We start from the raw sequence: 23,194 nt of genomic DNA on the forward strand, positions 1-23,194 counted from the left end.
GTTACTTGGCGTTCAGGGCCTGGGTGATGATCTCGTCGGCCGCCTTGGCCGCCGCGGCCGGGTCACCGCCGGTCAGCACCTTGGTCTGGTACTCCTTGATCGGGTTCTTCGCCTCGACCGCGGCCCAGTTCGGCGAGTTCGGCGTCGCCTTGCCGTTGGCCGCACCGGCCGCCATCGCCGCGGTGCCCTCGTCCGAACCGACCGACGCGGCCAGGCTGGTCCGGTTCGGCACGTACTTCATCGTCTTGGCCAGGTCGGTCTGCCACTGCTCGCCGGCCAGTTCCTTGATGAAGGTGTACGCCGCGTCCTGCGCGTCCGAGGCCTCCGGGATGATCAGGTCGGAGCCACCGGTGAAGACGGCACCCGGCTTGTCGGCGGTCTTGCCCGGGATCGGGAAGAAGCCCAGCTTGTCCTTCAGCGCCGGATTCGCCTGAGCGATCAGTTCGGCCGCGCCCGGGACCGCGATCATCTGCGCGACCTTGCCCTGCGCGAACACGTCGGTCTGGGTCGGCTTCGCCTCGTCGGAGTCCTTCGGGCCCTTGCCGAGCGCCTGGATCTGCTTGTAGAACTCCATCCCCTTCTGCGCTTCGGGGGTGGACAGACCTCCCTTCCAGGAGTCGCCCTCCTTGACCGCGAGGTCGCCGCCCTCGTCCCAGATGAAGCCGGACAGCACGTAGAAGTTCTGGCCGGGCAGGTAGATGCCCTGGTTGCCGCCGGTGTTCAGCTTGGTGGTCGTGGCGATCCACTCGTCCCGGGTCTTCGGCGGCGTAACCCCGGCCGCCTGGAACAGGTCCTTGCGGTAGACGACGACGCGGTTCGCGGCGTAGTACGGGATGCCGTACTGCTTGCCCTCGTACAGGCCCGGGCCGGCCAGGCCCTCGATCCAGTCGTCGCCCTTGAGGTCGGCCTTCTTGTCGGTCAGGTCCTTGACGCCACCGGAGGCGGAGTACTGCGCGACCTGGGTGTTGCCGACCTCGATCACGTCGGGGGCGTCCTTGCTGGCCAGCGCGCCGATGATCTTCGGGCCGATCCCGTTCCACTCCTGGATCTGGACGTTCGCCTTCACGTCCGGGTGCTTCGCGGCGAAGTCCGCCTCGAACCGCTTCAGGAAGTCGTCGGAGACGCTGCCCTTCATCAGCCAGACGTCGATGGTCTTCGGGCCGGCGTCGGCCGCGGTGTCCGACGTGTCGTCGGAGGAGCCACAGGCGGCGAGTGCGGTGAGTGAGAGGGCCGCGACTGCGGCGACGGCAAGGGGGCGGAACTTCATCGGATCACCTCGGGCGAAGTAGCCGGATCGGCCTCCGGCTGACTGGTATGAACCTGTCGTTCAGTGGCGAAGAGAATTGCCTACCCTCTGCTGACCAGTCAATAGTTCAGGAGTGTCCGTTATTAAGTCGTGAGAGCGCGCTCCACCGGAAGTCAGCCCGAAACCCCGGTTCCTATGGCATCCTTCGCACTGTGCGTTGCGCTATGCGCAATAGACCAGTTTGGGGGATGGTAAGTTTTTTACCGGACCAGTAGTGGCTACAGGTAAGCGCTTCCTGGCCTCGACTGGTCTAGTTCGCGAGCACCGCGCGCAGCACCGCCGAGGCCACCGCCGCGTCGGCCGCGCCGATGCCGGTGAGGTCGGCGATCGTCCGGCCGGAGTGCTCGGGCCGGCCGTCCCTCAGAACGCTGCCGACGGCGAGATCCGTGTCTGCCGCGATCATCCCCGCCCGTACCGCGTTGCCAAAGTCGCCGTGGTCGAGACATTGGCCGTGGTCGTCGGTGGCGACGAGCGCCCCCACGAACAAGTCGTTCGGCAGTTCGTGCTTGCCCGGCATGTCCGTGCCGATCCCGGTCACGTGCACGGCGTGCTGGAAGGCCTTCGCCGGCAGCGGGGACCTGGCGGCGGTGGTCGTGATGACGCACGGCGCGCCTTCGAGAGCATCCGGCCGTGCGTCGATCCCGCTGTCCACGAAGGCCTGACAGAGCTTCTCGGCCGCCTCGGGGCGTCGTCCCCACACCCGCGCCCGGGTGAGCGGGCGGAGCATTCGCAGCCACTCGATCTGCAGACGGGCCTGCTCGCCGGTGCCGAGCACGGCGACCTCGTCGATACCGGTCGGGGTCATCGCGTGGGTGATCAGCGCGCCCGCGGCCGCGGTACGCCAGGCGGTCAGCATGCCTTCGTCGGCCAGTACTCCCGCCGGTACGCCGGTGGTCGCGTCGACGACGAGCATCAGCCCGTTGTTGACCGAGGCAAAGGTGCTGGCGACCTTCACCGCGAAATGCGGTGAGCCGGCGACATGACCCGCCTTCACGTGGCAGTCGCCCTGGTGGTCCGGGAATTCCAGCACCATCGGATGCGGCACCGAGGTCCGGTCCTCCGCGTGCGCGACCAGCGCTTCCTCGACCGCTCGGAGGATCACCTCGGGCGTGGCGGCTCGGGTGATCTCGGCCAGGCCGACGACCGGCAACGTCATGCGCGCTTCTCCAACCAATTATCCCAGTGCTGCAAGGCTTCTTCGGGTTCGGACCGGCCGACGCCGACACGGAATCGATCGGTCGGCGTCTCGGTCAGCTCCGAGCGGTAGATGCTCGACGGCAACAGCAGTACTCCGGCCTGCTCGACCAACTCCGTGCACATCGCCTCGACCCCCTCGGCGCCGAGGTAGCGCGGGTAGGCCACACAGCCACCTTGCGGCGCGGTGAACTCGAACAGGTCGGCGTGCCGGTCGAAGAAGTTCTGGAAGAGTGGCAGGTTGGTCGCGATGATCTCCCGATTCCTTGCCAGCAGGCGATCCCGGGCCCGGAGAGCGATCAGCGCGAGGATCTCGCTGGGCGCGGAGTTGCAGATCGAGGTGTAGTGCTTGGCCCGCTCCAACCGGTCCAGCAGGTCGTGATCGCGGCAGGCGATCCAGCCGATCCTCAAGCCAGGCAGGCCGTACGCCTTCGACATCACGTTCAGCGACAACGCGCGGTCCGACAGATCCGCTGCCTGCGGCAACGACGGCCGGTCGAACTCGAGGCCGCGGTAGACCTCGTCGCTGAACAACGTGATCCCGCGGTCGTCGCACAACCGCACCAACCGCTGCCACGCTGCGAGATCCGGTACTGCGCCCGTCGGGTTGTTCGGGAAGTTCACCGAGACCAGCCGGGTGTTGGGTCTCAGCGCGCGCTCGACCGCGTCCACGTCGAGCGCCCAGCCGTTGTCCTCCTGGAGCGCGACGCCCGTGACCTCGCAGATGGACAGCGGGATCGTCTCGGCGGCCTGGTAGTTCGGCGTCAGCACGACCGCGTGGTCACCGGGATCCAGCAGCACGTGCATGGCGAGGTAGATCGCCTCCTCGGCTCCCGCGAAGCAGAGCACGTCCTCCGGTACGACGCCGTCGTACGTGCGGGCGATCTCCTCCCGCAGCGCGGGCAGTCCGCGCGTTTCCGTGTAGCCGAGGGCCAGCGTCTCCCACCTGCGGCGGCCGTCATCGTCGGCCAGGTCAAGGAGTTCGGACACCGCGGTCGTCTGGGCGTCGGAGGCGGTCAGGTGGTACCGCGCGCTGAACTCCCAGCGCGAGAAGTAGGTCTCCAGCTTGAAGTCAGGAAGGGTCGGCATAGTTCGACTCCTTGCGTGCCTGCGCGAGCAGTTGGTAGAGGGCCGACCGGGAGATCCGCAGGGCCCGCGCGACCGCCGGTACGGATCGCCGCTGGCTGAGTACGCCCGCCGCGTCCAGCCGGCCGAGCAACTCAAGCCGGTCCTGCTTCGTCAGCCGCTCGACGGCGACACCGCGCTCGCGCACGAAGCCCCCGACCAGGTCGTTCAGGGTCTCGGACCAGTCGTGCTCGAACAACGCCCGCGGCTGCCCGGTCACCGGAGCGGCGAACGCGGCGAGGATCCGGCTGGCCTGCTCGAAGGCGGTCCGGTCCACGTTGACGCACAAGACGACGTCCGGTTTGCCGTCCGCGTCCCGAACCACCGCGCTGACGCTCGACAACCGCCGCCCGTCCGGCAACGACTTCGGGTAGGGGCCGTAGACGTCCGGCCCGGTCTCGGTCAACTCCTCGAGCTCACCCAGCAGCGAGGGATTACCGACGGACCGCTCCGAGAACGCGTTCCAGATCCCGAGGATCTCGTCGGTCTCGGGATCGTGCAGCACCACCTCGGCGTGCGGCGACAACAACAACGCCACCGCCTCACAGACCGGTGCGAGCGGGTGATTCATGCCCTGGACGTTACATCCAGCGTGGACAATCTGTCCACGCTGCGTCTCAGGTGGAGACTCTCTTGTCTGCCCGTTGAGCGAGGCGGAGACCGATCAGCAGCAAGCCGACGCTGATCACGCCGACGACCGCGTAGGTGACCCGCCCGCCGACCCCGTCCCAGGCGGTGTGGAGCGCGACGGCCAGGGCGTACATGCCGAGAAAGCCGAGGAATCGCTTGCCACTCGGGGCGACCACGAACTGCCAGAGACCCCAGCAGGTGAGCCCGGTCCAGGCCGCGTGGCCGGCCGGGGAGAGGAGGCCGCGGATGAACAGTGTCTGCTCGGCGGCCCCGACGTTGCCACCCGACTGCAGCAGCGCGACGAAGGCGTAGCCCATCGTCTCGAGCACGGCGAATCCCGTCCCGACCGCGACCCCGATGATGATCCCGCCGCCGATCGAGTGCCGGTAGCGATGCCCGAACAGCAGCACCAGTACGGCGGGCACAACCAGCTTCGCGGCTTCCTCGATCAGGCCGACACCGAGCATGGGGAGCGCCCCGAGCTCGCGCATCGCGTCGTACTCGAGCAGGCCGGCCACCACCACACCGACGACGCCTCCGAACAGCAGCGACCCACCCAGCGTCGGCCCGTCGATCAGCCAGCGCCCCGAGCGCCCCGCCGCGAAGGTGACGAAGGTCAGCGGCACCACCAGGGCGCCGAGCAGGATCATCGTCGGGAAGAGATTCGGGTTGCCCGTGTCGGTGAGAACACCGAGCACCAGGAGATACAGCGCGGCCCCGACCACGAACGTGCCGATCCAAGCCCACCTACGCACAACCTGCTGAGCCGCCATGCCGAGAATCCTGCACCCACCAGTGGCCGGACCACCGGAGGTCGGCGGTTTGGCGTGGTTGCGCCATGTCACAGGGACGGCAGTTGTGGACAGGGCTAACGGGAGACGAACGGTTGCAGACTCCTTCGGTAGAGGTGCCTCCCCCCTCTCAAAAGGAGATCTGCCCATGTCCTCTCCAGTGCCCATCCGACCGGTGAAGGCGGCCGCCACCCTTGCGGCCGTCCTCGCCCTGAGCGCCGCCGCGGTGATCCCCGCCGACGCAGCCGAACCCCCACCCGGTACCGCGCGGTCCGCCGTACCGGCCAAGTCCGCCAAGGTCACCCTCATCACCGGTGACGTGGTGGAAATCTCCGACGCCGGCAACGGCAAGAAGGCGGCGAGCGTGCAGCCCGCGGCCGGGCGGGAGGGAGTCTCCTTCCACACACTCGAGGTCGACGGCGGCCTGCGCGTCCTGCCGAGCGACGCCGTGCCCTACATCTCGACCGGCGTACTCGACGCGGACCTGTTCGACGTCGACGAACTGATCGCCGACGGCTTCGGCGACGCCGCCGCACCCACCCTGCCGCTGATCGTCCGGTACTCCGATCCGTCCGCCGCGCGCACCCAGTCGCTCGCCGGTACCACGTCCAGCCGCGCGCTCGACTCGATCGGCGGCGCGGCGATCAGCGCGGCCAAGAACGAACTCCCCGCGCTGTGGAAGTCGCTGGAGCCGAACCCGAACGCCCGCGCGCTGAGCCGGGGGATCGCCAAGATCTGGCTCGACGGCAAGGTCCGCCCGGTGCTCGACCGGAGCGTGCCGCAGATCGGCGCACCCGCCGCCTGGCAGGCCGGGTACGAAGGCGCCGGCGTCGAGGTCGCGGTACTGGACACCGGGGTCGACGCCGAGCACCCGGACCTCAAGGGCAAGGTGCAGCAGGCGCTGGACTTCTCCGGCAGCGAGACGGGCTCGGCCGACCATTTCGGCCACGGCACCCACGTCGCCGCGACCATCGCGGGCACTGGCGCCGGTTCGAACGGAACCCACAAGGGCGTCGCCCCCAAGGCCGACCTGCTGGTCGGCAAGGTGCTCGGCGACGACGGCATGGGCTTCGAGTCCTGGATCATCGCCGGGATGGAGTGGGCCGCCGCCGAGGGCGCGAAGGTCGTCAACATGAGCCTGGGTGGTGGGCCCACCGACGGCACGGACCCGCTCAGCCAGGCAGTGGACCAGATCACCGCAGCTTCCGGCACGCTCTTCGTCGTGGCCGCCGGCAACGACGGCCAGGACGAGTCGGTCGGTACGCCCGGCGCGGCCGCGGCGGCACTGACCGTCGGAGCCGTTGACCGCAACGACGTCCTCGCCGACTTCTCCAGCCGTGGACCCCGCGTCGGCGACTCCGGCCTCAAGCCCGAGATCTCCGCCCCCGGCGTCGGCATCGTCGCCGCCCGCGCCACCGGTACGGCGATGGGCGAGCCGCTGAACGACCTCTACACCTCCGCCTCCGGTACTTCGATGGCCACGCCGCACGTGGCCGGCGCCGCGGCGCTGCTGGCCCAGGCTCACCCGGACTGGAAGGCCGACCGGCTGAAGAACGCCCTGGTCAGCACGGCCAAGACCGCCCCGGACGTGTCGGTCTACGCGCAGGGTTCGGGCCGGGTCGACGTCGCTCGCGCCGTCGCGCAGAAGGTCTACGCGAGCGCTGTCGCCGACTTCGGCTTCGTCACCGCCGGCGTCACCAAGACGGTCACCTACAAGAACGACACGACCGCGCCGGTGACCCTGGCGTTGTCGGTCGACGTGGACAACCTGGACGCGCACAAGCCCGAGACCGACGCGTTGAGCCTGCCGAGCAGTGTCACCGTGCCCGCCGGCGGCAGCGTCGACGTACCGGTCACGCTGGACCCGGCCAAGCTCGACCGCGGTCTGCACAGCGGCTGGATCGTTGCCACCGGCCCGAACGGCGTGGTGACCCACACCGCGGTCGGCACACTGAAGGCCGGGCCGAAGCACTCGGTCAAGCTGCGGGCGGTGGGCCTCGACGGCCGGCCGACCGGAGTACCGGTGATCAGCCTGTTCGGCGACAACTCGCGCTCGGACCTGCTCGCCTGGATCCCGGACGGCGAAGGTTTCACCGCCGAGGTCGAGGAGGGCACCTACCTGCTGCACTCGCTGGTGGAGAACAGCAACCCGCAGGACGAGAAGGTCAGCCTCTACACCGACCCGAACATCCTCGTCACCAAGGACATCGAGATCGTGATCGACGCCCGCAAGGCGGTCCCGATCAAGATCACCACGCCCAAGCCGTCGGAGCAGCAGGCGGTGCTGAGCTACTACGTGCACCGCGAGTACGGCAACGGCCGCAAGATCAGCCACGGCGTGATGCACTTCAGCACGGTCCAGCAGGTGCTGGTGACGCCGACCAAGCCGGTCGCCGAGGGCAGCTTCGAGTTCTCGTCCCGCTGGCAACTGGCCGCGCCGCTGGTGCAGGCCTCCGTCCAGGGTGTGACCGGTCCGTTGGACATCAACATCCTGCACCGGTCGCCGTCGTTCGAGGGCAAGAAGCGCTTCCCGCTGGTCGCGGCCGGTCCGGACCTGCAGGGCGTCAAGGGTGCCGTCGCTGTCATTCACTCCAGCGAGGACGGCTGGGGCAACGGCAGTGAGCAGGACCAGATCGCCGCTGCCGCCAAGGCCGGTGCCGCCGGAGTCATCCTGGTGCGGCCGGCGGACTGGTCGGCGTGGACCGTCTGGACTCCGATCGGCGAGCGTGAGCCGATCCCGGCCATGGTCACCACGGCCAAGGTCGGCCAGAAGCTGGTCGACCGTGCGCGGCTCGGTCGCGCGACGATCGACCTGACCCTGACCACCTCCAGCCCGTACCTGTACGACGTACAGCAGGTGTCGGCCGGGTCTATCCCGGCGCAGATCGACTACAAGGTGACTACGGCGAACAGCGCGCGGGTGAACTCGTCGTACTCGGACAACGGCGGCTTCAACTGGGCCAAGGAGCAGCGGTTCGGCTGGCGTCCGTGGCAGGACTACGCCTGGAACGACGCTCAGCGGGTCGTCCAGACTCCCAAGGTCCGGGAGGAGTGGGTGACGGCCGGCGACTCGCTTTGGCAGCACCGGGTGCACCACCTCTACACGTGGAACGAGATGGGCCCGCTGCTGGGCGGACTGACCTCCCTGCCGCGGAGCTACCAGGCTGGTACGTCCAACGAGACCTGGTTCGGACCGGTCGTGCGACCGGCGGCCGCACCAGGGGTGGCCTCCACCAGGACCGGCGACCGGCTTTCGCTGCGGATCCCGGCCTTCGTGGACGACGCCGGGCACTTCACGGTCCAGGAGACCACGTCTGCGTCCGCAGTACTTTCGCGGAACGGTGCTGTGGTGGCTGAGCTGCCGAACGCGTGGCAGGACGTGACCACCAGCGGCGGCGACGCGGCGTACAAGCTGGAGCTGTCGACGGAGCGCAAGGACACGGAAGGCGAGTGGAACTGGGGAACCAGCACTCGCACGGTCTGGGACTTCCGCTCCAACACGGCGTCTGCCGACAAGGCTGCGGCGCTGCCGCTGCTGCAGGTGGGCTACGACGTACCGGTCGATCTGTACGGGCGGGTGGCTCCCAAGCCGCACCTGGTCGGGTTCACGGTCCAGCAGCAGGCTGGTGCTCCCGCGGCTCGCTCAACCTCGCTGCAGGCTGAGGTGTCCTTCGACGAGGGCAAGAGCTGGCGCCAGATCGTCGCTGTCGGTGCTCGCGGCCGCTATGTGGCAGTAGTGCCTGCCGGTAACGGCTCTGTGTCCTTGCGGGTAGTCGCCGGTGATGGCCTCGGGAACAAGGTCAGCCAGACGATGATCAAGGCCTACGGGCTTAAGTAGTCAGTTAGAGCTGTAGCCGGCCTTCGGGCCGGCTACAGCCATTTCCGGCGGGCTGCTTGGAAGGCGAGGCCGGTCCGAGTGTCCACGCCGGCCAGGGACATCATCCGGTCAAGGCGGCGCTGTACCGTCCGCCGGCTGATGCCCAGCTGGGATGCGATGGACTTGTCCGGTACTCCGGCGACCACCAGCGACAGCAGGAACCTCTCGTTGTCGTCGAGCCCGCCCGGGTCCTGCCCGTCACCCTGGAGCTTCACGGGCGTCGCCGCCTCCCAGTGACTCTCGAACAAAGCGAGCAAGGCGTCCAGAAGCTGCCCGCGACCGATCACCGCGGCTGTGGGTTCACCGATTCCCCACTCGTTGTCCCGGACCAGAGGACAGACCGCAGTAGCCCGGTCGACGATTGCCAGCCGCACTGGGAGCGTCGGGAGGGTCCGGGCCTCTTCACCCCAACTGACCCCCTCGGCGATGGAGTCGAGCTCCCCGGGTGTCTCCAGCAAGGCCCGCTCGTAGATGGCGCGGTACCGGACGCCGCGGCTGAGTGCGCCGTACTCTTCTGTGTTCTCGGCTCCCTGCATCGCGAGGGGGTTGGCCCGGCAGAACCAGAGGATCTCCTCGCGGGCGGCCTGCTGCAGATCGCGCAGCCGGTCGCGGAGCGCGGCAGCGCCGACGATCACCTCGACCAGGTGGTGCGCGTCCCGGCGGCTCGCGCTGGCCCGGAACTCCTCGCTCAGCGACGCCACCGTCTGCCGCGCCGACTCGAGGGACTCCTGCGCGCGGAGCAACGTAGTACCGAGGGCTACGTCGGGTGGCAGCGGGCGGAACATCGGGTCGTCGCCCGGTTGCACCGCGACCAGGCCCTTCGCCTGGAGTCGCTGCAGCACCTCGGCGGCCTCTTCCTGCGTCAGCCGGGCGACCTCGGCCAACTCGGCCGTCCTCGCCACGGACAACCCGACCAGCAGCCGGTAGGCCTGCTCCTCCTCGGCATCCAGCAACGATCTGTCCTGCATCGCGCCCAACCTTTCGTGCTCGAAGCTCCACCTAAGCAGCCGATCCGGCGCAGCGGCGAGCATTTTGACGTTCCATTCGGCACAGCTGGGCCATTCACCGCTGCCGGCACTTGTGGCACCGGAGTGCCATCACGAAATCCGGTGAACGCCGTCACTACCAGTGCAGACGCAATCCGCGGGACTCCGCCCGAGCCGCCTTCGAGAGAGAACACCATGAACTGGACCGACTACGCCGGCCTCATCGGCCTGCTCGCCGCCGCGGCCGTCGCCGCCTGGATGCTCCTGGGCGCCGGCACCATCTCCCCGCACCGCGGCCAGCGCCGCCATGCCGCGCCAATCCCCTCACGCCCCGCTCGCCATCGGGCTCCGAGCCCACTGCCCGGACGCCTGCGCGCGCGCTGAGCCTGGTTCGGCTCTGCCTGGTTCAGCTTTGCCTGGTTCAGCTGGTGATCGACTCGATCCTCGGCTGGGCCAGGCGTACATAGTCCTCGGTCGCCAGCGCGAGCGACCGATCCAGCCGCGCCGCGTTGAAGTACAGCTCCGGCACCTCCAGCAGCCTCGCATCGACGATCAGCTCGAGCTGCTCGTGATAGCTCACCGGCAACACGGTTCCACTCACGCTGCCCGCCAGTTCCTCCGCCCGCGCCTTGTCGGCGAACGCGACATAGCTCCCGCCGAGCAGTTCCTTGATGGCCTGAAGATCAAGCCGCGTACGCCGTCGCCTGAGTCCGCGTCTGACCACTCACAACCGCTAGCCTACTGGGAGCGTTTCCACACCTGTTGGAGAGGTCCAATGCCCGAGATCCGGCCGTACCGCCCGACCGACCGGGACGCCGTCGCCGACATCTGCGTCCGCACCGCCGACAACGGCGGCGACTCCAGGTCGCTCTACCCGGACCTGGAGCTGATGCCGACGATCTTCGCCTGGCCGTACGTCGACCTCGAACCCGAGTTCGCCTTCGTCCTCGCAGACCAGGACCGCGCCGTCGGCTACATCCTCGGCTGCGCCGACACCCCCACCTTCGTCAAGCGCTTCCGCACCGAGTGGCTCCCCAGGGTCGAGCAGCGCTACCCGGCCCCTACCCGCACGCCCGAGACCCCCACTGACCACATGGTCGCCCTCCTCCACACCCCGGAACGCATGGCCATCCCCGAGGTCGCCGGCTACCCCGCCCACCTCCACATCGACCTACTCCCGGCCTACCAACGCGCCGGCCACGGCCGCGCCCTGATGACCCGCTTCCTCACCGCTCTATCCACCGCCGGCGTCCCCGCCGTCCACCTCAGCATGCTCACCAGCAACACCCCCGCCCGCACCTTCTACAACCGCCTCGGCTTCCACCACATCCCCGTACCCGACGTAGACGTAGTCACCTACCTCGGCCGCACCTCCGACCCGCAGTACTAGCTGCAGGTGCGGTTGGTACTGCGTGGGTCGGCTACTCGGCGGGTGGTGTAGATAGTTTGTTTGAGGGCTGTACTGCGCCAGGGGCGAGCCTTGTTGAGAGGTATGTCGTACGTCGGGGTGTCGCGGTCGATGGTGGTGAGGGTGAGGTGGGCAGACGGGGCGACGGTGGCGGCGTAGGTGCCGTCGGGGGCGATGACACCCGAGGCCATCAGGTGGGTGGTCTGGGCAGGGAGTGACAGCGAGATCCAGTAGCAGTTGATCGCGGCGTGGGCGCGGGCCTTCAGCTCGAGAGTCGAGTCGACCGGGTAGGCGGAGAGCAGGAGGCACTCGACGCCCAGGCGTTCGTACTCCGCGAACAGGTGCGGGAAGCTGACCTCGACGCAGAGCACGCAGCCGAACCGGTAGCCGTCGACGTCGAACACGATCGGCTCGAAGCCGGGGCTGAAGAACTGGGTGATCTCGGTGTTCGAGCAGAACCGCTTGTCGTAGCGGTCGACGATCTCGCCGGCGTCGGAGATCACGTACAGGCTGTTGTGCGGGCGGTTCGGCGGGGTCAGCGGATGCGCCGAGCCGAGCACCACCCAGAGCCGGAGCCGGGCGGCGAGCTTCTTGATCTTCTCCAACTCGTCCCGCACCACCGGCCAGTCCACCTCGGACCAGTCCTGGAGCTGCTCCTTCGGATAGCCCGACAACTGCCCCTCCGGAAACTGGATCAGCCGCGCCTTCCCGGTCGCCGCCTCCCGCATCAGCTTCCGAACCGTGGCGCCGTTCTCCTTCGCGTCCTTGGTGATGGTGGGTTGAGCAACAGCAATACGAATCCCCGTCATCGCCCCACGGTCCCACCCCGAACCGACAGAACTCACCCCGACGCGGCGAGCAACCACCGACCTGTTGCCGGCGCCGGATTGTCGGTCCCAGGTTGCAGGATGCCCCCATGAGCTGGCTGGACGGCACCCACGACTACACCCTCCGCGAGACCTACGCCGAGGTGGACGACCTGGCGGAGTGGTCCCCCTGGATCCCGTTCGAGACCGCCATCAGAGCAGCGCCTCGCGAGCCCGGCGTCTACCTGATGCGCGAACCACTCACCGGCATCATCCGCTACGTCGGCATGGCCGGCGAACGCGCCGGCAGCGGCCGTCCACAAGGCCTGTTGGGCCGACTAACGGTCTACCGAACCGGCAAGGGCGCCGTCAGCGGCTTCGGCGAAGCCGCCCTCGACCGAGCCCTAGCCGACCCCGACTGGCTAGAACAACAACTACAAGACCTCCGCCACAACGGCCCCAAGCGAACCAAAGACTGGGCCCGCGACGCCGTACTCCGCCTCGGTCTAGAGGTCAGCTGGTCAGTAACCCCAGACCGCGGCGACGCCCTCTACTTGGAAACCCAAGTAGTCACTCTCCTGAGAACCCACGGCCTCTGGAATCGGTGATCGGCGACGCCGGGGGGCAAGTACAGCTAGACCGGCGGCTCACCTAGCAGCCAGGCTCGCAGCAGCTTGAAGAACGGCTTCCGAGGCAGCTTTCGCAGGAAGGTCACCGACACCACGCCCACCTCGAATCGCCGCGGGTCGAAGAAGGACATCACTCCGTGGTGGATGAACACCAAGTCGCCGACGGGCACCGTGAGACGAGCCGGCGTGATCCAGGCGATCGGCCCGCTGTGCTCGTACAGGCGATGGAGATGGAGCACCGTGCCCTGTCCGGTCGACGACTGCCCCAGCACGATCCAAGCCTGCGCCGGCGAGTCGCCGTACTTGCTCCGGTAGTCCTTGATCTGCGCTGATGTCCGGGACGAAGCCATCCTCCGGATCGCCCGTCCGTCGGCAAATCGGTACGGCGTTGGCTGGTTCCGGGTCGACCACTCGCGTGGTCCTGGTCCGGGGATATCGGTGCAGGGGTGTTTAGGCCAGGGTGGGCCAAGCTCATCGAAATAGACTCGGCTGCCGTACTCGTTGGAATAGAAGTAGACGGGGGCGCGGCAGACCGGACACTGCGCGTTGGGGCGAGACCAGCGGTGTGAATAGGCGCCCACGACGAAGGTGCGGGGTCGCGTCGGCGTCGGGCGGCTGGGCCGCCCGTAAAAGCTGGGGGTTCCTGAGCGACTGACGGTGTGGGCGGACACCCAGTGCTCAGTGCCGTCGCGACCGCGACGCCAGTGGCCGCGTCGGCGGTAGGTCGTCATCGGCAGCAGCGCCGGAGCCATCTGGTGGTGGTCTCGGCTTGATCGGCGGTGGACATGCTGGTCATCCTCGGCGGTCGAGACCTAGGTCGCAACGGGCCGCGCCAGGCTCCTGACGCCGACGATCTCGAACGCGCGCGCCAAACCCACGACCAGTGGAATCGGTGATTTCGGGGGCAGCGTGACGCATGCCTCATTGGGGAAAAGAGAAACTCCCGATCGGAGACCGATCGGGAGTTCGAGACGCTGTGCGCGAGGGGGGAGTTGAACCCCCACGCCCTTTCGGGCACACGGACCTGAACCGTGCGCGTCTGCCTATTCCGCCACCCGCGCGCTGGTTGGTGAGCCAGGAGAACCTGCCATCTCCAACCGAGGGGAAACATTAGCACGGCCTACGGCAGACTCTGACATTGCGGGTTCGGTCGAACCTGCCGATACGATCGATCGTCGTACCAGTGTGTCCACCGCGCACCGGTGGGCGCGGTGTACGGCGAGCCTCTTGAAGGCTCCGTACGGCAAGCACGATCGTTGGGTCCACCCGACGACCGACCGTGGAAGGAGGACGCGTGCGACCGCTGCAGCGCTTCGAGCGACGCCTGGAGGGCATCGTCAGCGGTGTCTTCGCGCGCGCGTTCAAGGGAGACGTGGAACCGATCGAACTGGCCGCGGCCCTCAAGCGGGAGATCGACAACACCGCGCGGATCCTGTCCCGGGACCGGCGGCTGGTCCCGAACCACTTCACCGTCGAACTCGGCCCGGGCGACTTCGAGCGGCTGAACGCCTACGGCCGGACGCTGAACCACGAACTGGCCAACGAGTTGCGTGATCACGCCGACATCCAGCGCTACACCTTCTCCGGACCGATCGAGATCGAGTTGACCCAGCAAGACGACCTGCCGACCGGGAAGTTCCGCGTCGTCAGCGCCACCGTCGGCAACCAGCGGCCACAACCGCGGCAGCCGGCCCCGATGCCTCCCGACGACGGCGGTGCCACCGTGCTGCAGAGCGCGCCTGTGCCGCCACCACCCGGCCCCCCGCCGGTGCGCCGGGGCCACCCGCAGGTGATGCTCGAGGTGAACGGGCGGCGCCGGCCGATCAACCCGCCGGGCGTCGTGCTCGGCCGGGGGACGGACGCCGACATCCAGATCAACGATCCCGGCGTGTCCAGGCGGCATGCGGAGATCCGGTTGATGCCCGAGGGCCCCGGGGGTGTCAAGGTGGTGCTGGTCGACCTGGGCTCCACCAACGGAACGCTGGTGAACGGGCGCCGGGCGGCGGAGGCCGAACTGACTGACGGATCGACCGTGAGGATCGGGAACACCACTATGACGCTGCGTCTTGCGGACGAGCCGATCGCCCAGCCGCCGAGCAGCGGGTGGTGATTGAGCTTCCATGTCGGAACTGACGCTGACCCTGATCAAACTGGGGTTCCTGGCCCTGTTGTGGATGTTCGTGCTGGCGGTCCTGTCCGTGATCCGGTCCGACCTGTTCGGCGCCAAGGTCGACGCCCGCACCATCGCCCCAGCCTCGTCGCCGCAGCCGAACGGACGGACCCCGAAGCCGGCCAAGCCCAGCAAGAAGCGCAAGGGTCTGCCGGGTTCGGTGACGATCGCCGACGGCCCCCAGGCCGGGGTGGGCGCGACGCTGGTCTCGGAGCCGGTGGTGATCGGCCGTGGCTCGGACTGCCAGATCCGGCTCGACGACGACTACTCCTCCACCCGGCACGCTCGGGTGTTCCAGTCCGAGGGCGAGTGGTGGGTCGAGGATCTGGGCTCGACCAACGGCACGTACCTGGACGGCCAGCGGGTGACTCGCGCGGTCCCGGCCGAGATCGGCGGTTCCATCCGGATCGGTCGTACGACGCTGAACATCGCGAAGTAGGGCGCCGGCCATGACTCTGTCGCTCGACTACGCCGCACTGTCCGACGTCGGACGGGTCCGCCGTAACAACGAGGACTCCGCGTACGCCGGTCCGCACCTGCTGCTGCTCGCCGACGGCATGGGTGGTGCCGCCGCGGGCGAGGTGGCCAGTGCCGCGGCCGTCCAGGTGATTCGCCGGCTGGACAAGCCGGGCATCGCCGGCCCCGACATGATGGAGGCGCTGGCCGGCGCCGTGCACCGCGCGAACGAGCGGCTCTCCGAGCTGGTCGAGGAGGACCCCGAGCGCGAGGGTATGGGCTCCACCGTCACCGCGCTGCTGTTCGACGGCGAGGAGCTCGGCCTCGCGCACCTGGGCGACTCGCGCGCCTACCGGATGCGCGACGGGCAGCTCTACCAGCTGAGCCACGACCACACGTTCGTCCAGTCGCTGGTGGACGAGGGCCGCATCTCCAAGGAAGAGGCCTTCACTCACCCGCACCGGAACCTGATCCTCCGAGTGCTCGACGGCCGGCCGGACTCCGATCCGGACCTGGAGATGCTCGACGTCCGGGCCGGTGATCGCCTGCTGCTGTGCAGCGACGGCCTGCCGGACTACGTGAGCGATCAGGTGATCGCCACCTCGATGGCGGACGGTACGCCGGACTCCGTCGTGGTCGACCTGATCACCCACGCCCTCGAGGCCGGGTCGAACGACAACGTCACCTGCATCGTGGCCGATGTGGTCGAGACCGATCCGGCGAGTGGGACCCGGCCGCAACTGGTCGGAGCCGCGGCCGAGCTCGCCCAAGGCAGCACCGGCCCGGCCACTTCGTCACTGGCAGCACAGGGTCATGGCGGCACGGGCAGCGGCGGTGGGGGCGGCACGGTCGGCCTCGACCCCGAGGAGCTCCGGTACGCGCCCAGGCCACCCAAGCGGTTCCTGTGGCTGCGGCGACTCGCAGTACTGGCTGTCCTTCTTGCTCTTGTCCTCGGTGGCGGCTGGTTCGCCTACAGCTGGACCCAGAAGCAGTACTACGTGGGCACCGACGGCGACTACGTGGCGATCTTCAAGGGTGTCGACCAGCAGTTCCCCGGCGTCGACCTGTCGAGCATGTACGAGAAGCAGACGCTCGAGGTGGACAAGCTGCCGACGTACAGCCGCGAGCAGGTGGAGGGCACCATCCAGGCGGACGACCTGGCCGCGGCCCGGCAGATCGTGACCGAGCTTCAGCGCGCCGCGGACGAGTGCGCGGCCAAGCCGACCCCGAAGCCGAGTACTCCGCCCGCGACGGTCAAGCCGCCGGTCTCGACCCCGCCGAAACCGCCGGTGACGACGACGCCCGCGACCACGCCGACCGGCACCCCCAGCAACGGCGCCGTGAACCCCGACGACTGCGACGGGGTCCGATGAGCAGCCCGTCGACCTCCGTCATCCAGATCATCCCGCGCAGCCGGCGCGGGGTGGAGTTGATGCTGCTGATCGTGGCGATCGGTGTCTCGGTCGGGGCCTACGTCAACATCGGCATCACCGTGCAGGACAAGGTGCCGGCCAGCACCGGGTACTACGCGGCCGGCATCGGCCTGCTCGCGCTGATCGCCCACATGGCCCTGCGCTACCGCGCCCCGTACGCCGATCCGGTGCTGCTGCCCTGCGCCGTGCTCCTCAACGGCCTGGGCGTGGCGATGATCCACCGGGTCGACCTCGGCCTGGCCGCGGCGGCGGTCGCCAACGGCCGTACTCCGAAGTCCCCGGCGGCGCCGCAGCAGATCACCTGGACAGCTGTCGGGGTGGTCCTCTTCCTGGTCGTCATCCTGGTGATCCGGGACCACCGCCGCCTGCAGGCACTGACGTACACCGCGGGTCTTGCCGGTCTGGTGCTGCTCGTCCTGCCGCTGGTTCCGGGGCTCGGCGTCGACCTGAACGGCGCCCGCATCTGGATCCACCTGGCCGGTATGTCCTTCCAGCCGGGTGAGTTCGCGAAAGTCTGTCTGGTCGTCTTCTTCGCCGGCTACCTGGTGGTCAAGCGCGATGTGCTGACGCTGGCCGGGCACCGCTTCCTCGGCCTGGACCTGCCCCGGGCCCGCGACCTCGGGCCGATCCTGATCGCCTGGGCGGTCAGCCTGGGCGTGCTGGTGTTCGAGAAGGACCTCGGCTCGTCGCTGCTGTTCTTCGGCCTGTTCCTGATCCTGCTCTACATCTCCACCGAACGGGCTGGCTGGCTGCTCATCGGCGGCCTGCTGTTCGCCGGTGGCGCGTACTTCGCCTCCCAGACCTTCGGCCACGTCCAGAAGCGGGTCGACGGCTGGCTGCATCCGTTCGACGAGGTCGGCGGCCAGGTCGCGACCGGGCTGATGGGCCAGGCCTGGGGCGGCATTCTCGGCCGCGGACTGGGCCAGGGCCGCCCGGAGCTCACCCTGTACGGGCAGAGCGACTTCATCATCTCCTCGTTCGGCGAGGAGCTCGGGCTGACCGGAATCATCGCGATCATCCTGGTCTACACGCTGATCGTGGAGCGCGGTCTGCGCACCGCGCTCGGCTGCCGGGACATCTTCGGCAAGCTGGTCGCCGCCGGTCTGGCGATGTCGTTCGCGCTGCAGGTGTTCGTGATCGTCGGTGGGGTCACCGGGTTGATCCCGCTGACCGGTCTGGCCACCCCGTTCATGGCCCTGGGCGGTACGTCGCTGGTCGCCAACTGGGCGATCGTGGCGCTGCTGCTGCGGATCAGCGACCAGGCCCGCCGGCCGCACACCCCCGCGGCGCCGGTCTCCGACGAAACGATCGCCATGGCGGTGCAGAAGCAGTGAACTCAGCCATCCGACGACTGGCCGTGGCCGCGATCATCCTGATGCTCGCGCTGATGGCCAACTCGACCTACCTGCAGGCCTTCCGGGCCGACGACCTGAACGGCCGCAACGACAACCGGCGGGTCCGCGACGAGCAGTTCTCGGTGAACCGCGGCCCGATCCTGATCGGCAGCACGCCGATCGCGCAGAGCAAGCCGTCGAACGACCGGTTCGAGTTCCAGCGGACGTACGCGTCGGGCCCGCTCTACGCGCCGGTGACCGGCTACTACTCCTACATCTTCGGCCGGGCCGGGATCGAGCTGAACCAGAACAGCCAGCTGAACGGCTCGGATCCGTCGCTGGTGTTCCGCCGGGTGATCGACGTGATCACCGACCGCCGGCAGCAGGGTGCCAGCGTCTCGCTGACGCTGAACGCGGCGGCCCAGCAGGCGGCGTACAACGGGCTGGCCGGCAAGAAGGGCGCGGTCGTCGCGATCGAGCCGAAGACCGGCAAGGTGCTCGCGCTGGTGAGCCGGCCGTCCTACGACCCGAACGTGCTGGCCGGCCACGACCTGGACGAGGTCAGCGCCGCCTGGAAGAGGCTGAACGAGGACAAGACCCGACCGATGTCCAACCGGGCGATCAAGGAGCTCTACCCGCCCGGCTCGACGTTCAAGCTGGTCACCTCGGCCGCCGCGCTGTCCAGCGGCAAGTACACGCCGGAGACCAAGGTGCACTCGCCGGCCGAGCTGCCGCTGCCGCAGACCACGGTCCCGCTGGTGAACGAGAACGGCCGCAACTGCGGCGGCAGCGACAACGCGACGCTGACGGTGGCGCTGCGGAACTCCTGCAACACCGCGTTCGGCACGATCGGTCTGGCCCTCGGCCCGGACGCGCTGCGCGAGCAGGCCGAGAAGTTCGGCTTCGGCGAGCGGCAACTGCCCGAACTGGGTGCGGTCGCGAGCCAGTTCCCGGGTGACCCGAACCAGCCGCAGACCGCGCAGTCGGCGATCGGCCAGTTCGACGTCCGGTCCACCCCGCTGCAGATGGCGATGGTGGCCGCCGGGATCGCCAACGGCGGCGACGTGATGAAGCCGTACCTGGTGCAGGGCGTCCGGACCGCGGACCTGAAGACGGTGTCGGAGACCAAGCCGGAGTCGCTGCACCAGGCGGTCTCGCCGGAGGTCGCGGCCCAGCTGACCGCGATGATGGTCGACGTCGTCAACAACGGCACCGGCAAGCCCGGCCGGATCGACGGAGTCCAGGTGGCCGGCAAGACCGGTACCGCCCAGACCTCGCCGGAGAAGCCGCCGTTCGCGTGGTTCACCTCCTTCGCGCCGGCCAACGACCCGAAGGTCGCGGTCGCGGTGATGATCGAGGACGCGAACGTCGCCCGCGACGACATCGCCGGCGGCACTCTGGCCGCACCGATCGCCAAGAGGGTGATGGAAGCGGTGCTCGGACAGTGATGACGATGGGATACAACCCGGTCACCGAGCGTCCGGTTCGCCGGGGCGCAGGTGTGGCCCGGGCTACCGTGGGCAAATTGAGTGTGTTTTGGCCGAGATCGATCCGCGCAGGTTGGAAGGCAGAGTAATGACATCGCAGGCACGTCTCGTCGGCGGGCGCTACGAAGAGGGCGAACCGCTGGGTCGAGGGGGGATGGCCGATGTCCGCAAGGGCGTCGACAACCGCCTCGGACGCACCGTCGCGATCAAGCGGCTCCGGGTCGATCTGGCCAGCGACTCCACCTTCCAGGCGAGATTCCGGCGCGAGGCACAGTCCGCGGCCTCCCTGAACCACCCGACCATCGTGTCGGTCTACGACACCGGCGAGGAGCCGGACCCGAACGGTTCCGGCATCACCATTCCGTACATCGTGATGGAGTACGTGGCCGGCAAGACGCTGCGGGACCTGATCCGCGAGGGCCGCAAGATCATGCCGGAGCGGGCCCTGGAGATCACTTCCGGCGTGCTCGAGGCGCTCGACTACAGCCACCGGGCCGGCATCGTGCACCGCGACATCAAGCCCGGCAACGTGATGCTGACCCCGCAGGGCCAGGTCAAGGTGATGGACTTCGGCATCGCCCGGGCCGTCGCCGACACCACCTCCGACATGACCCAGACCGCGGCGGTCATCGGCACCGCGCAGTACCTGTCGCCCGAGCAGGCGCGCGGCGAGACCGTCGACGCGCGCTCCGACCTATACTCGACCGGCTGCCTGCTGTACGAACTGCTCGTCGGCCGGCCGCCCTTCGTCGGTGAGTCGCCGGTGTCGGTGGCCTACCAGCACGTCCGGGAGGAGCCGCTCCCGCCGTCCTCGTACGACCCGGACATCCCGCCGGAGGTCGACGCGGTCGTGCTGAAGGCGCTGACCAAGAACCGCGAACACCGGTACCAGAGCGCCAACGAGATGCGTCAGGACATCCACCGGGTGCTGGCCGGGCAGCAGGTGACCGCGCCGATGGCCGCGCTCGGCGAGACCCGGGCGATGGCCCCGACCGCGGTGGCGCCGGTGGCGGCCACGCAGGCCTTGCAGACCCAGTCGAACGACCTGCTCCCGCCGGACGACGGCCTGAGCGAGGCCGACACCGCCCGGTCGCGGCGCAACCGCGGGCTCGCGTACTTCCTGCTCGGCCTGGCGATCGTGGCCGTGGCCGTGGGCGCGTACGCGTTGATCACGAACATGGGCAAGGACAACACCGCGAACCCGGGCGGCGGCGGCACGACCAGCGCGCCGGAGCAGGTCGACGTACCGAAGGTGACCGGGTTGTCGCTGACGGCCGCGACGGCGGCGCTGGAGGAGCAGGGGCTGAAGATCTCCGCGACCAACGCGGCCAGTTCCGAGATCGGGCGCGGGCTGATCATCAGCCAGGACCCGACGGAGGCCACGAAGGTCGCGAAGGACTCGACCGTGAACGTGGTCGTCTCGACCGGTCCCAGTTCGTTCTCGCTGCCGCCGAACCTGATCGGCAAGCCCGAGAAGGAGGTCAGGGAGGCGATCGAGGGGACCTCGGCGAAGTTCCAGGTGGCGTCCAGGACCGAGAAGGTGGACAACGAGGCACCGGCCGGCATCGTGCTCAAGATCGACCCGGATCCGAGCGGGAAGTACGCTCCGGGCACCAGGTTCACGCTGACCGTCTCGACCGGGCAGGTCGAGGTGACGGTGCCTGACGTCAGCAACCAGACCCAGGAAGACGCGACCAAGGCGCTCAAGGACCTCGGTCTCAACGTCGCCTACGTGACGGACACGTCCAACCCGAACGCACTCCCCGGCACAGTCACCAAGCAGAGCCCCAAGGCCGGCTCGAAGGTCAAGGAGGGCACCAAGGTGACGCTCGCCATCGCGCAGAAGCCCGAGCCCTCCGAGACCCCGAGCCCGAGCGAGACGCCGGACGACCCGACCACCCCGCCGATCACCATCGGCGGCGGCAACGGAAACGGAAACGGGAACGGCGAGGGCTGACCTCAGCGCCGACAGCAAGGGCCGGGAGAGTTCTCCCGGTCCTTCGTTGTGTCTGGCGTCAGCTGACGACCGGCGCCATCCCGGCGGAGCGGTCGACCGCGGTGGGGTCGCCGCAGATCTCGAGCCAGTTGGCGAGCATCCGGTGGCCGCCCTCGGTCAGCACCGACTCAGGGTGGAACTGGACGCCCTCGACCGCCAGATCCCGGTGCCGCGCGGCCATGATCACGCCGGCCTCGGTGCGGGCGGTCACCTGCAGCACCTCCGGCACGCTGTCCTGAGCGATCGCGAGCGAGTGGTACCTGGTCGCGGTGAACGGCGACGGCAGCCCGGCGAGCACGCCGGCGCCCTCGTGGAAGACCTGACTGGTCTTGCCGTGCAGGAGTTCGTCCGCGCGGCCGACCACGCCGCCGTACGCGACGCCGATCGCCTGCAGGCCCAGGCAGACGCCGAAGATCGGGACCTCGCCGCCCTTCTCCTTCACGATGTCCACGCACGCCCCGGCCTCTTCCGGCGTCCCCGGGCCGGGGGACAGAAGCACGCCGTCGTACTGCGTGACGTCGTCCGGGGTGATCTCGTCGTTCCGGAGCACGGTGGTGTCGGCCTGCAACTGCTGCAGGTACTGCACCAGGTTGTAGACGAAGGAGTCGTAGTTGTCGACGACAAGGATCCGCGGCATACGGGGAGTTTACGGGGGAGGTGCGGGAAAGTACGGGTTCGGTCTCAGCGACCGCTGCTCGTCGGGCTGGCGCTCGGGGTCTTCTCGAAGCCCGGCACGGTCGCGCTCTGCAGCTCCAGCGTGCCCTCGTATGCCGGCATGGCGACCGAGGACTCGTTCTTCACCTCGTAGCCGAGCTGGAACTTCACCACGTAGTCCTGCAGGTTGTCGATGTACTGCGAATCGTCCAGCGCCTTCTGCAGCTTCCGGCGGTCCCCGATCGCGGTGATCTTGTACGGCGGCAGGTACGGCACACCGTGCAGGACCACGGAGTTCCCCACGCACTTGATCCCGGTGGTGGAGATCACCCGGTGGTTCTGGATCGAGATGGCGTCGGCGCCACCGGCCCAGAGCGCGTTCACCACGGCCTGGATGTCCTGCTGGTGGATCACCAGCCAGTCGGCGTCCACGTCCGGGTTGTCCTTCACCACCTCACGCGGAGCGTCCTTCAGCGTGACGGTGAGCCCGGGACCGGTGACAGGGGTCGTCCCGACCTGCTCGGACAGGTCCTTCAGTTGCTTGGCCAGCGCCGGCTCGATCGAGCCCTGCTGGGTCTGCAGCTTCTCGATGTCCTGGCTCAGGGCCGCGTGCTGCCGGGTCAGGCTGGCGCTCCGCCTGCTCTGTTCCTCGACGAGGCCCGCGAGCGTAGTGTTGCGACTGGGACGCAGATCGGTGCCACGGGCGTTGGTGGCGCTCGTCGCGAACAGCAGCCCGGCGCACAGCAGTGCCACCGGCGCACCCGTGCGCCAGAGCGAAAAACGCCGCAGCCTGCTCACACCCGTGATCCCCTTGCTCTGGTCTGCACTACGCTAACCGAGGCCAGACCTGGTGTCCGTTGCAGGACACAAGCCTACGTGTCCGCTAAGAGTGTCCGCTACGAGGAGTCGAGT

Annotated in this window: 21 protein-coding genes and 1 tRNA gene; 10 read left to right on the plus strand and 12 right to left on the minus strand. The window is 68.7% G+C overall.

Translation table 11 applies throughout. The features are described from left to right. Window position 1: 1 nt before the first annotated feature. From ABD255_RS08085 to ABD255_RS08105, 5 genes are all read right to left on the minus strand, one after another. Complete coding sequence (locus ABD255_RS08085) at window positions 2–1,267, minus strand: extracellular solute-binding protein (protein WP_344211469.1); 1,266 nt, start codon at window positions 1,265–1,267, stop codon at window positions 2–4. A 289-nt stretch (window positions 1,268–1,556) separates the two neighbouring features. Continuing rightward, a complete protein-coding gene (locus ABD255_RS08090; protein WP_344211471.1) occupies window positions 1,557–2,462 on the minus strand; it encodes an ornithine cyclodeaminase family protein in 906 nt (301 codons plus the stop codon). Then, window positions 2,459–3,589 carry an aminotransferase class I/II-fold pyridoxal phosphate-dependent enzyme gene (locus ABD255_RS08095; RefSeq protein WP_344211473.1) on the minus strand — a complete coding sequence of 377 codons (1,131 nt, stop codon included), beginning with the start codon at window positions 3,587–3,589 and terminating at the stop codon, window positions 2,459–2,461. Before ABD255_RS08095 ends, ABD255_RS08090 begins: the two co-directional genes overlap by 4 nt. Then, entirely contained in the window at window positions 3,573–4,196 is a 624-nt protein-coding gene (locus ABD255_RS08100; protein WP_344211475.1) for a helix-turn-helix transcriptional regulator, read from the minus strand. Before ABD255_RS08100 ends, ABD255_RS08095 begins: the two co-directional genes overlap by 17 nt. A gap of 46 nt (window positions 4,197–4,242) precedes the next feature. Continuing rightward, window positions 4,243–5,028: a PrsW family glutamic-type intramembrane protease gene (locus tag ABD255_RS08105; RefSeq protein ID WP_344211477.1), complete on the minus strand. Its 786-nt coding sequence runs from the start codon at window positions 5,026–5,028 to the stop codon at window positions 4,243–4,245. 166 nt (window positions 5,029–5,194) lie between these two features. Here ABD255_RS08105 and ABD255_RS08110 point away from each other — a divergent pair, with 166 nt between their 5' ends. Beyond that, complete coding sequence (locus tag ABD255_RS08110; RefSeq protein ID WP_344211479.1) at window positions 5,195–8,884, plus strand: S8 family peptidase; 3,690 nt, start codon at window positions 5,195–5,197, stop codon at window positions 8,882–8,884. 32 nt (window positions 8,885–8,916) lie between these two features. Here the strand turns inward: ABD255_RS08110 and ABD255_RS08115 are convergent, their stop codons facing one another. Continuing rightward, window positions 8,917–9,891 (minus strand): helix-turn-helix domain-containing protein, encoded by a 975-nt coding sequence (locus tag ABD255_RS08115; RefSeq protein WP_344211481.1) that lies wholly within the window; start codon window positions 9,889–9,891, stop codon window positions 8,917–8,919. Between the two features lie 213 nt (window positions 9,892–10,104). Between ABD255_RS08115 and ABD255_RS08120 the strand changes: the two genes are divergently transcribed. Beyond that, a complete protein-coding gene (locus ABD255_RS08120; RefSeq protein ID WP_344211483.1) occupies window positions 10,105–10,293 on the plus strand; it encodes a hypothetical protein in 189 nt (62 codons plus the stop codon). Between the two features lie 37 nt (window positions 10,294–10,330). Here ABD255_RS08120 and ABD255_RS08125 read toward each other — a convergent pair whose 3' ends face one another. After that, window positions 10,331–10,633 (minus strand): YbaK/EbsC family protein, encoded by a 303-nt coding sequence (locus tag ABD255_RS08125; protein WP_344211485.1) that lies wholly within the window; start codon window positions 10,631–10,633, stop codon window positions 10,331–10,333. Window positions 10,634–10,684: 51 nt separating this feature from the next. Here ABD255_RS08125 and ABD255_RS08130 point away from each other — a divergent pair, with 51 nt between their 5' ends. Next, window positions 10,685–11,299 carry a GNAT family N-acetyltransferase gene (locus ABD255_RS08130; RefSeq protein ID WP_344211487.1) on the plus strand — a complete coding sequence of 205 codons (615 nt, stop codon included), beginning with the start codon at window positions 10,685–10,687 and terminating at the stop codon, window positions 11,297–11,299. Here ABD255_RS08130 and ABD255_RS08135 read toward each other — a convergent pair. Beyond that, window positions 11,296–12,126 carry a carbon-nitrogen hydrolase family protein gene (locus ABD255_RS08135; protein ID WP_344211489.1) on the minus strand — a complete coding sequence of 277 codons (831 nt, stop codon included), beginning with the start codon at window positions 12,124–12,126 and terminating at the stop codon, window positions 11,296–11,298. The genes ABD255_RS08130 and ABD255_RS08135 overlap by 4 nt on opposite strands. A gap of 107 nt (window positions 12,127–12,233) precedes the next feature. On the opposite strand from ABD255_RS08135, the gene ABD255_RS08140 reads away from it, so the two are divergent. Then, window positions 12,234–12,731, plus strand: a complete 498-nt coding sequence (locus ABD255_RS08140) for a hypothetical protein (protein WP_344211491.1) — start codon at window positions 12,234–12,236, stop codon at window positions 12,729–12,731. Between the two features lie 26 nt (window positions 12,732–12,757). Here the strand turns inward: ABD255_RS08140 and ABD255_RS08145 are convergent, their stop codons facing one another. Together ABD255_RS08145 and ABD255_RS08150 are read right to left on the minus strand one after the other, a co-directional pair. Next, on the minus strand, window positions 12,758–13,102 hold the full coding sequence (locus ABD255_RS08145) for a hypothetical protein (RefSeq protein ID WP_344211492.1): 345 nt from the start codon (window positions 13,100–13,102) through the stop codon (window positions 12,758–12,760). Window positions 13,103–13,729: 627 nt separating this feature from the next. Beyond that, window positions 13,730–13,813 (minus strand) — tRNA-Leu (locus ABD255_RS08150). A 233-nt stretch (window positions 13,814–14,046) separates the two neighbouring features. Between ABD255_RS08150 and ABD255_RS08155 the strand changes: the two genes are divergently transcribed. From ABD255_RS08155 to pknB, 6 genes are all read left to right on the plus strand, one after another. Further along, on the plus strand, window positions 14,047–14,862 hold the full coding sequence (locus ABD255_RS08155; protein ID WP_344211494.1) for an FHA domain-containing protein: 816 nt from the start codon (window positions 14,047–14,049) through the stop codon (window positions 14,860–14,862). A 10-nt stretch (window positions 14,863–14,872) separates the two neighbouring features. Further along, entirely contained in the window at window positions 14,873–15,361 is a 489-nt protein-coding gene (locus ABD255_RS08160; RefSeq protein ID WP_344211496.1) for an FHA domain-containing protein FhaB/FipA, read from the plus strand. 10 nt (window positions 15,362–15,371) lie between these two features. Beyond that, on the plus strand, window positions 15,372–16,751 hold the full coding sequence (locus tag ABD255_RS08165; protein ID WP_344211498.1) for a PP2C family protein-serine/threonine phosphatase: 1,380 nt from the start codon (window positions 15,372–15,374) through the stop codon (window positions 16,749–16,751). Next, window positions 16,748–18,145 carry an FtsW/RodA/SpoVE family cell cycle protein gene (locus ABD255_RS08170; protein WP_344211500.1) on the plus strand — a complete coding sequence of 466 codons (1,398 nt, stop codon included), beginning with the start codon at window positions 16,748–16,750 and terminating at the stop codon, window positions 18,143–18,145. Before ABD255_RS08165 ends, ABD255_RS08170 begins: the two co-directional genes overlap by 4 nt. Then, window positions 18,142–19,593 (plus strand): peptidoglycan D,D-transpeptidase FtsI family protein, encoded by a 1,452-nt coding sequence (locus ABD255_RS08175; RefSeq protein ID WP_344211502.1) that lies wholly within the window; start codon window positions 18,142–18,144, stop codon window positions 19,591–19,593. The genes ABD255_RS08170 and ABD255_RS08175 overlap by 4 nt, the downstream gene beginning before the upstream one ends. A gap of 127 nt (window positions 19,594–19,720) precedes the next feature. Continuing rightward, window positions 19,721–21,589: a Stk1 family PASTA domain-containing Ser/Thr kinase gene (gene pknB, locus ABD255_RS08180; RefSeq protein WP_344211504.1), complete on the plus strand. Its 1,869-nt coding sequence runs from the start codon at window positions 19,721–19,723 to the stop codon at window positions 21,587–21,589. 58 nt (window positions 21,590–21,647) lie between these two features. Here pknB and ABD255_RS08185 read toward each other — a convergent pair whose 3' ends face one another. Both ABD255_RS08185 and ABD255_RS08190 read right to left on the minus strand, forming a co-directional pair. Beyond that, window positions 21,648–22,265: an aminodeoxychorismate/anthranilate synthase component II gene (locus tag ABD255_RS08185; RefSeq protein WP_344211506.1), complete on the minus strand. Its 618-nt coding sequence runs from the start codon at window positions 22,263–22,265 to the stop codon at window positions 21,648–21,650. 44 nt (window positions 22,266–22,309) lie between these two features. Then, window positions 22,310–23,080, minus strand: a complete 771-nt coding sequence (locus tag ABD255_RS08190) for a DUF881 domain-containing protein (protein ID WP_344211508.1) — start codon at window positions 23,078–23,080, stop codon at window positions 22,310–22,312. Window positions 23,081–23,194 lie beyond the last annotated feature (114 nt).

Source organism: Kribbella sancticallisti, from assembly GCF_039530625.1.
GTDB lineage: Bacteria > Actinomycetota > Actinomycetes > Propionibacteriales > Kribbellaceae > Kribbella > Kribbella sancticallisti.

Bases quoted from the DNA above. Each gene is read 5' to 3' on its own strand.
- ABD255_RS08185 (WP_344211506.1), bottom strand. From the start codon at position 22,265: ATGCCGCGGATCCTTGTCGTCGACAACTACGACTCCTTCGTCTACAAC.
- ABD255_RS08100 (WP_344211475.1), bottom strand. From the start codon at position 4,196: ATGAATCACCCGCTCGCACCGGTCTGTGAGGCGGTGGCGTTGTTGTTG.
- ABD255_RS08145 (WP_344211492.1), bottom strand. From the start codon at position 13,102: ATGGCTTCGTCCCGGACATCAGCGCAGATCAAGGACTACCGGAGCAAG.
- ABD255_RS08115 (WP_344211481.1), bottom strand. From the start codon at position 9,891: ATGCAGGACAGATCGTTGCTGGATGCCGAGGAGGAGCAGGCCTACCGG.
- ABD255_RS08105 (WP_344211477.1), bottom strand. From the start codon at position 5,028: ATGGCGGCTCAGCAGGTTGTGCGTAGGTGGGCTTGGATCGGCACGTTC.
- ABD255_RS08085 (WP_344211469.1), bottom strand. From the start codon at position 1,267: ATGAAGTTCCGCCCCCTTGCCGTCGCCGCAGTCGCGGCCCTCTCACTC.
- ABD255_RS08120 (WP_344211483.1), top strand. From the start codon at position 10,105: ATGAACTGGACCGACTACGCCGGCCTCATCGGCCTGCTCGCCGCCGCG.
- ABD255_RS08130 (WP_344211487.1), top strand. From the start codon at position 10,685: ATGCCCGAGATCCGGCCGTACCGCCCGACCGACCGGGACGCCGTCGCC.
- pknB (WP_344211504.1), top strand. From the start codon at position 19,721: ATGACATCGCAGGCACGTCTCGTCGGCGGGCGCTACGAAGAGGGCGAA.
- ABD255_RS08140 (WP_344211491.1), top strand. From the start codon at position 12,234: ATGAGCTGGCTGGACGGCACCCACGACTACACCCTCCGCGAGACCTAC.
- ABD255_RS08110 (WP_344211479.1), top strand. From the start codon at position 5,195: ATGTCCTCTCCAGTGCCCATCCGACCGGTGAAGGCGGCCGCCACCCTT.
- ABD255_RS08090 (WP_344211471.1), bottom strand. From the start codon at position 2,462: ATGACGTTGCCGGTCGTCGGCCTGGCCGAGATCACCCGAGCCGCCACG.
- ABD255_RS08135 (WP_344211489.1), bottom strand. From the start codon at position 12,126: ATGACGGGGATTCGTATTGCTGTTGCTCAACCCACCATCACCAAGGAC.
- ABD255_RS08160 (WP_344211496.1), top strand. From the start codon at position 14,873: ATGTCGGAACTGACGCTGACCCTGATCAAACTGGGGTTCCTGGCCCTG.
- ABD255_RS08170 (WP_344211500.1), top strand. From the start codon at position 16,748: ATGAGCAGCCCGTCGACCTCCGTCATCCAGATCATCCCGCGCAGCCGG.
- ABD255_RS08165 (WP_344211498.1), top strand. From the start codon at position 15,372: ATGACTCTGTCGCTCGACTACGCCGCACTGTCCGACGTCGGACGGGTC.
- ABD255_RS08095 (WP_344211473.1), bottom strand. From the start codon at position 3,589: ATGCCGACCCTTCCTGACTTCAAGCTGGAGACCTACTTCTCGCGCTGG.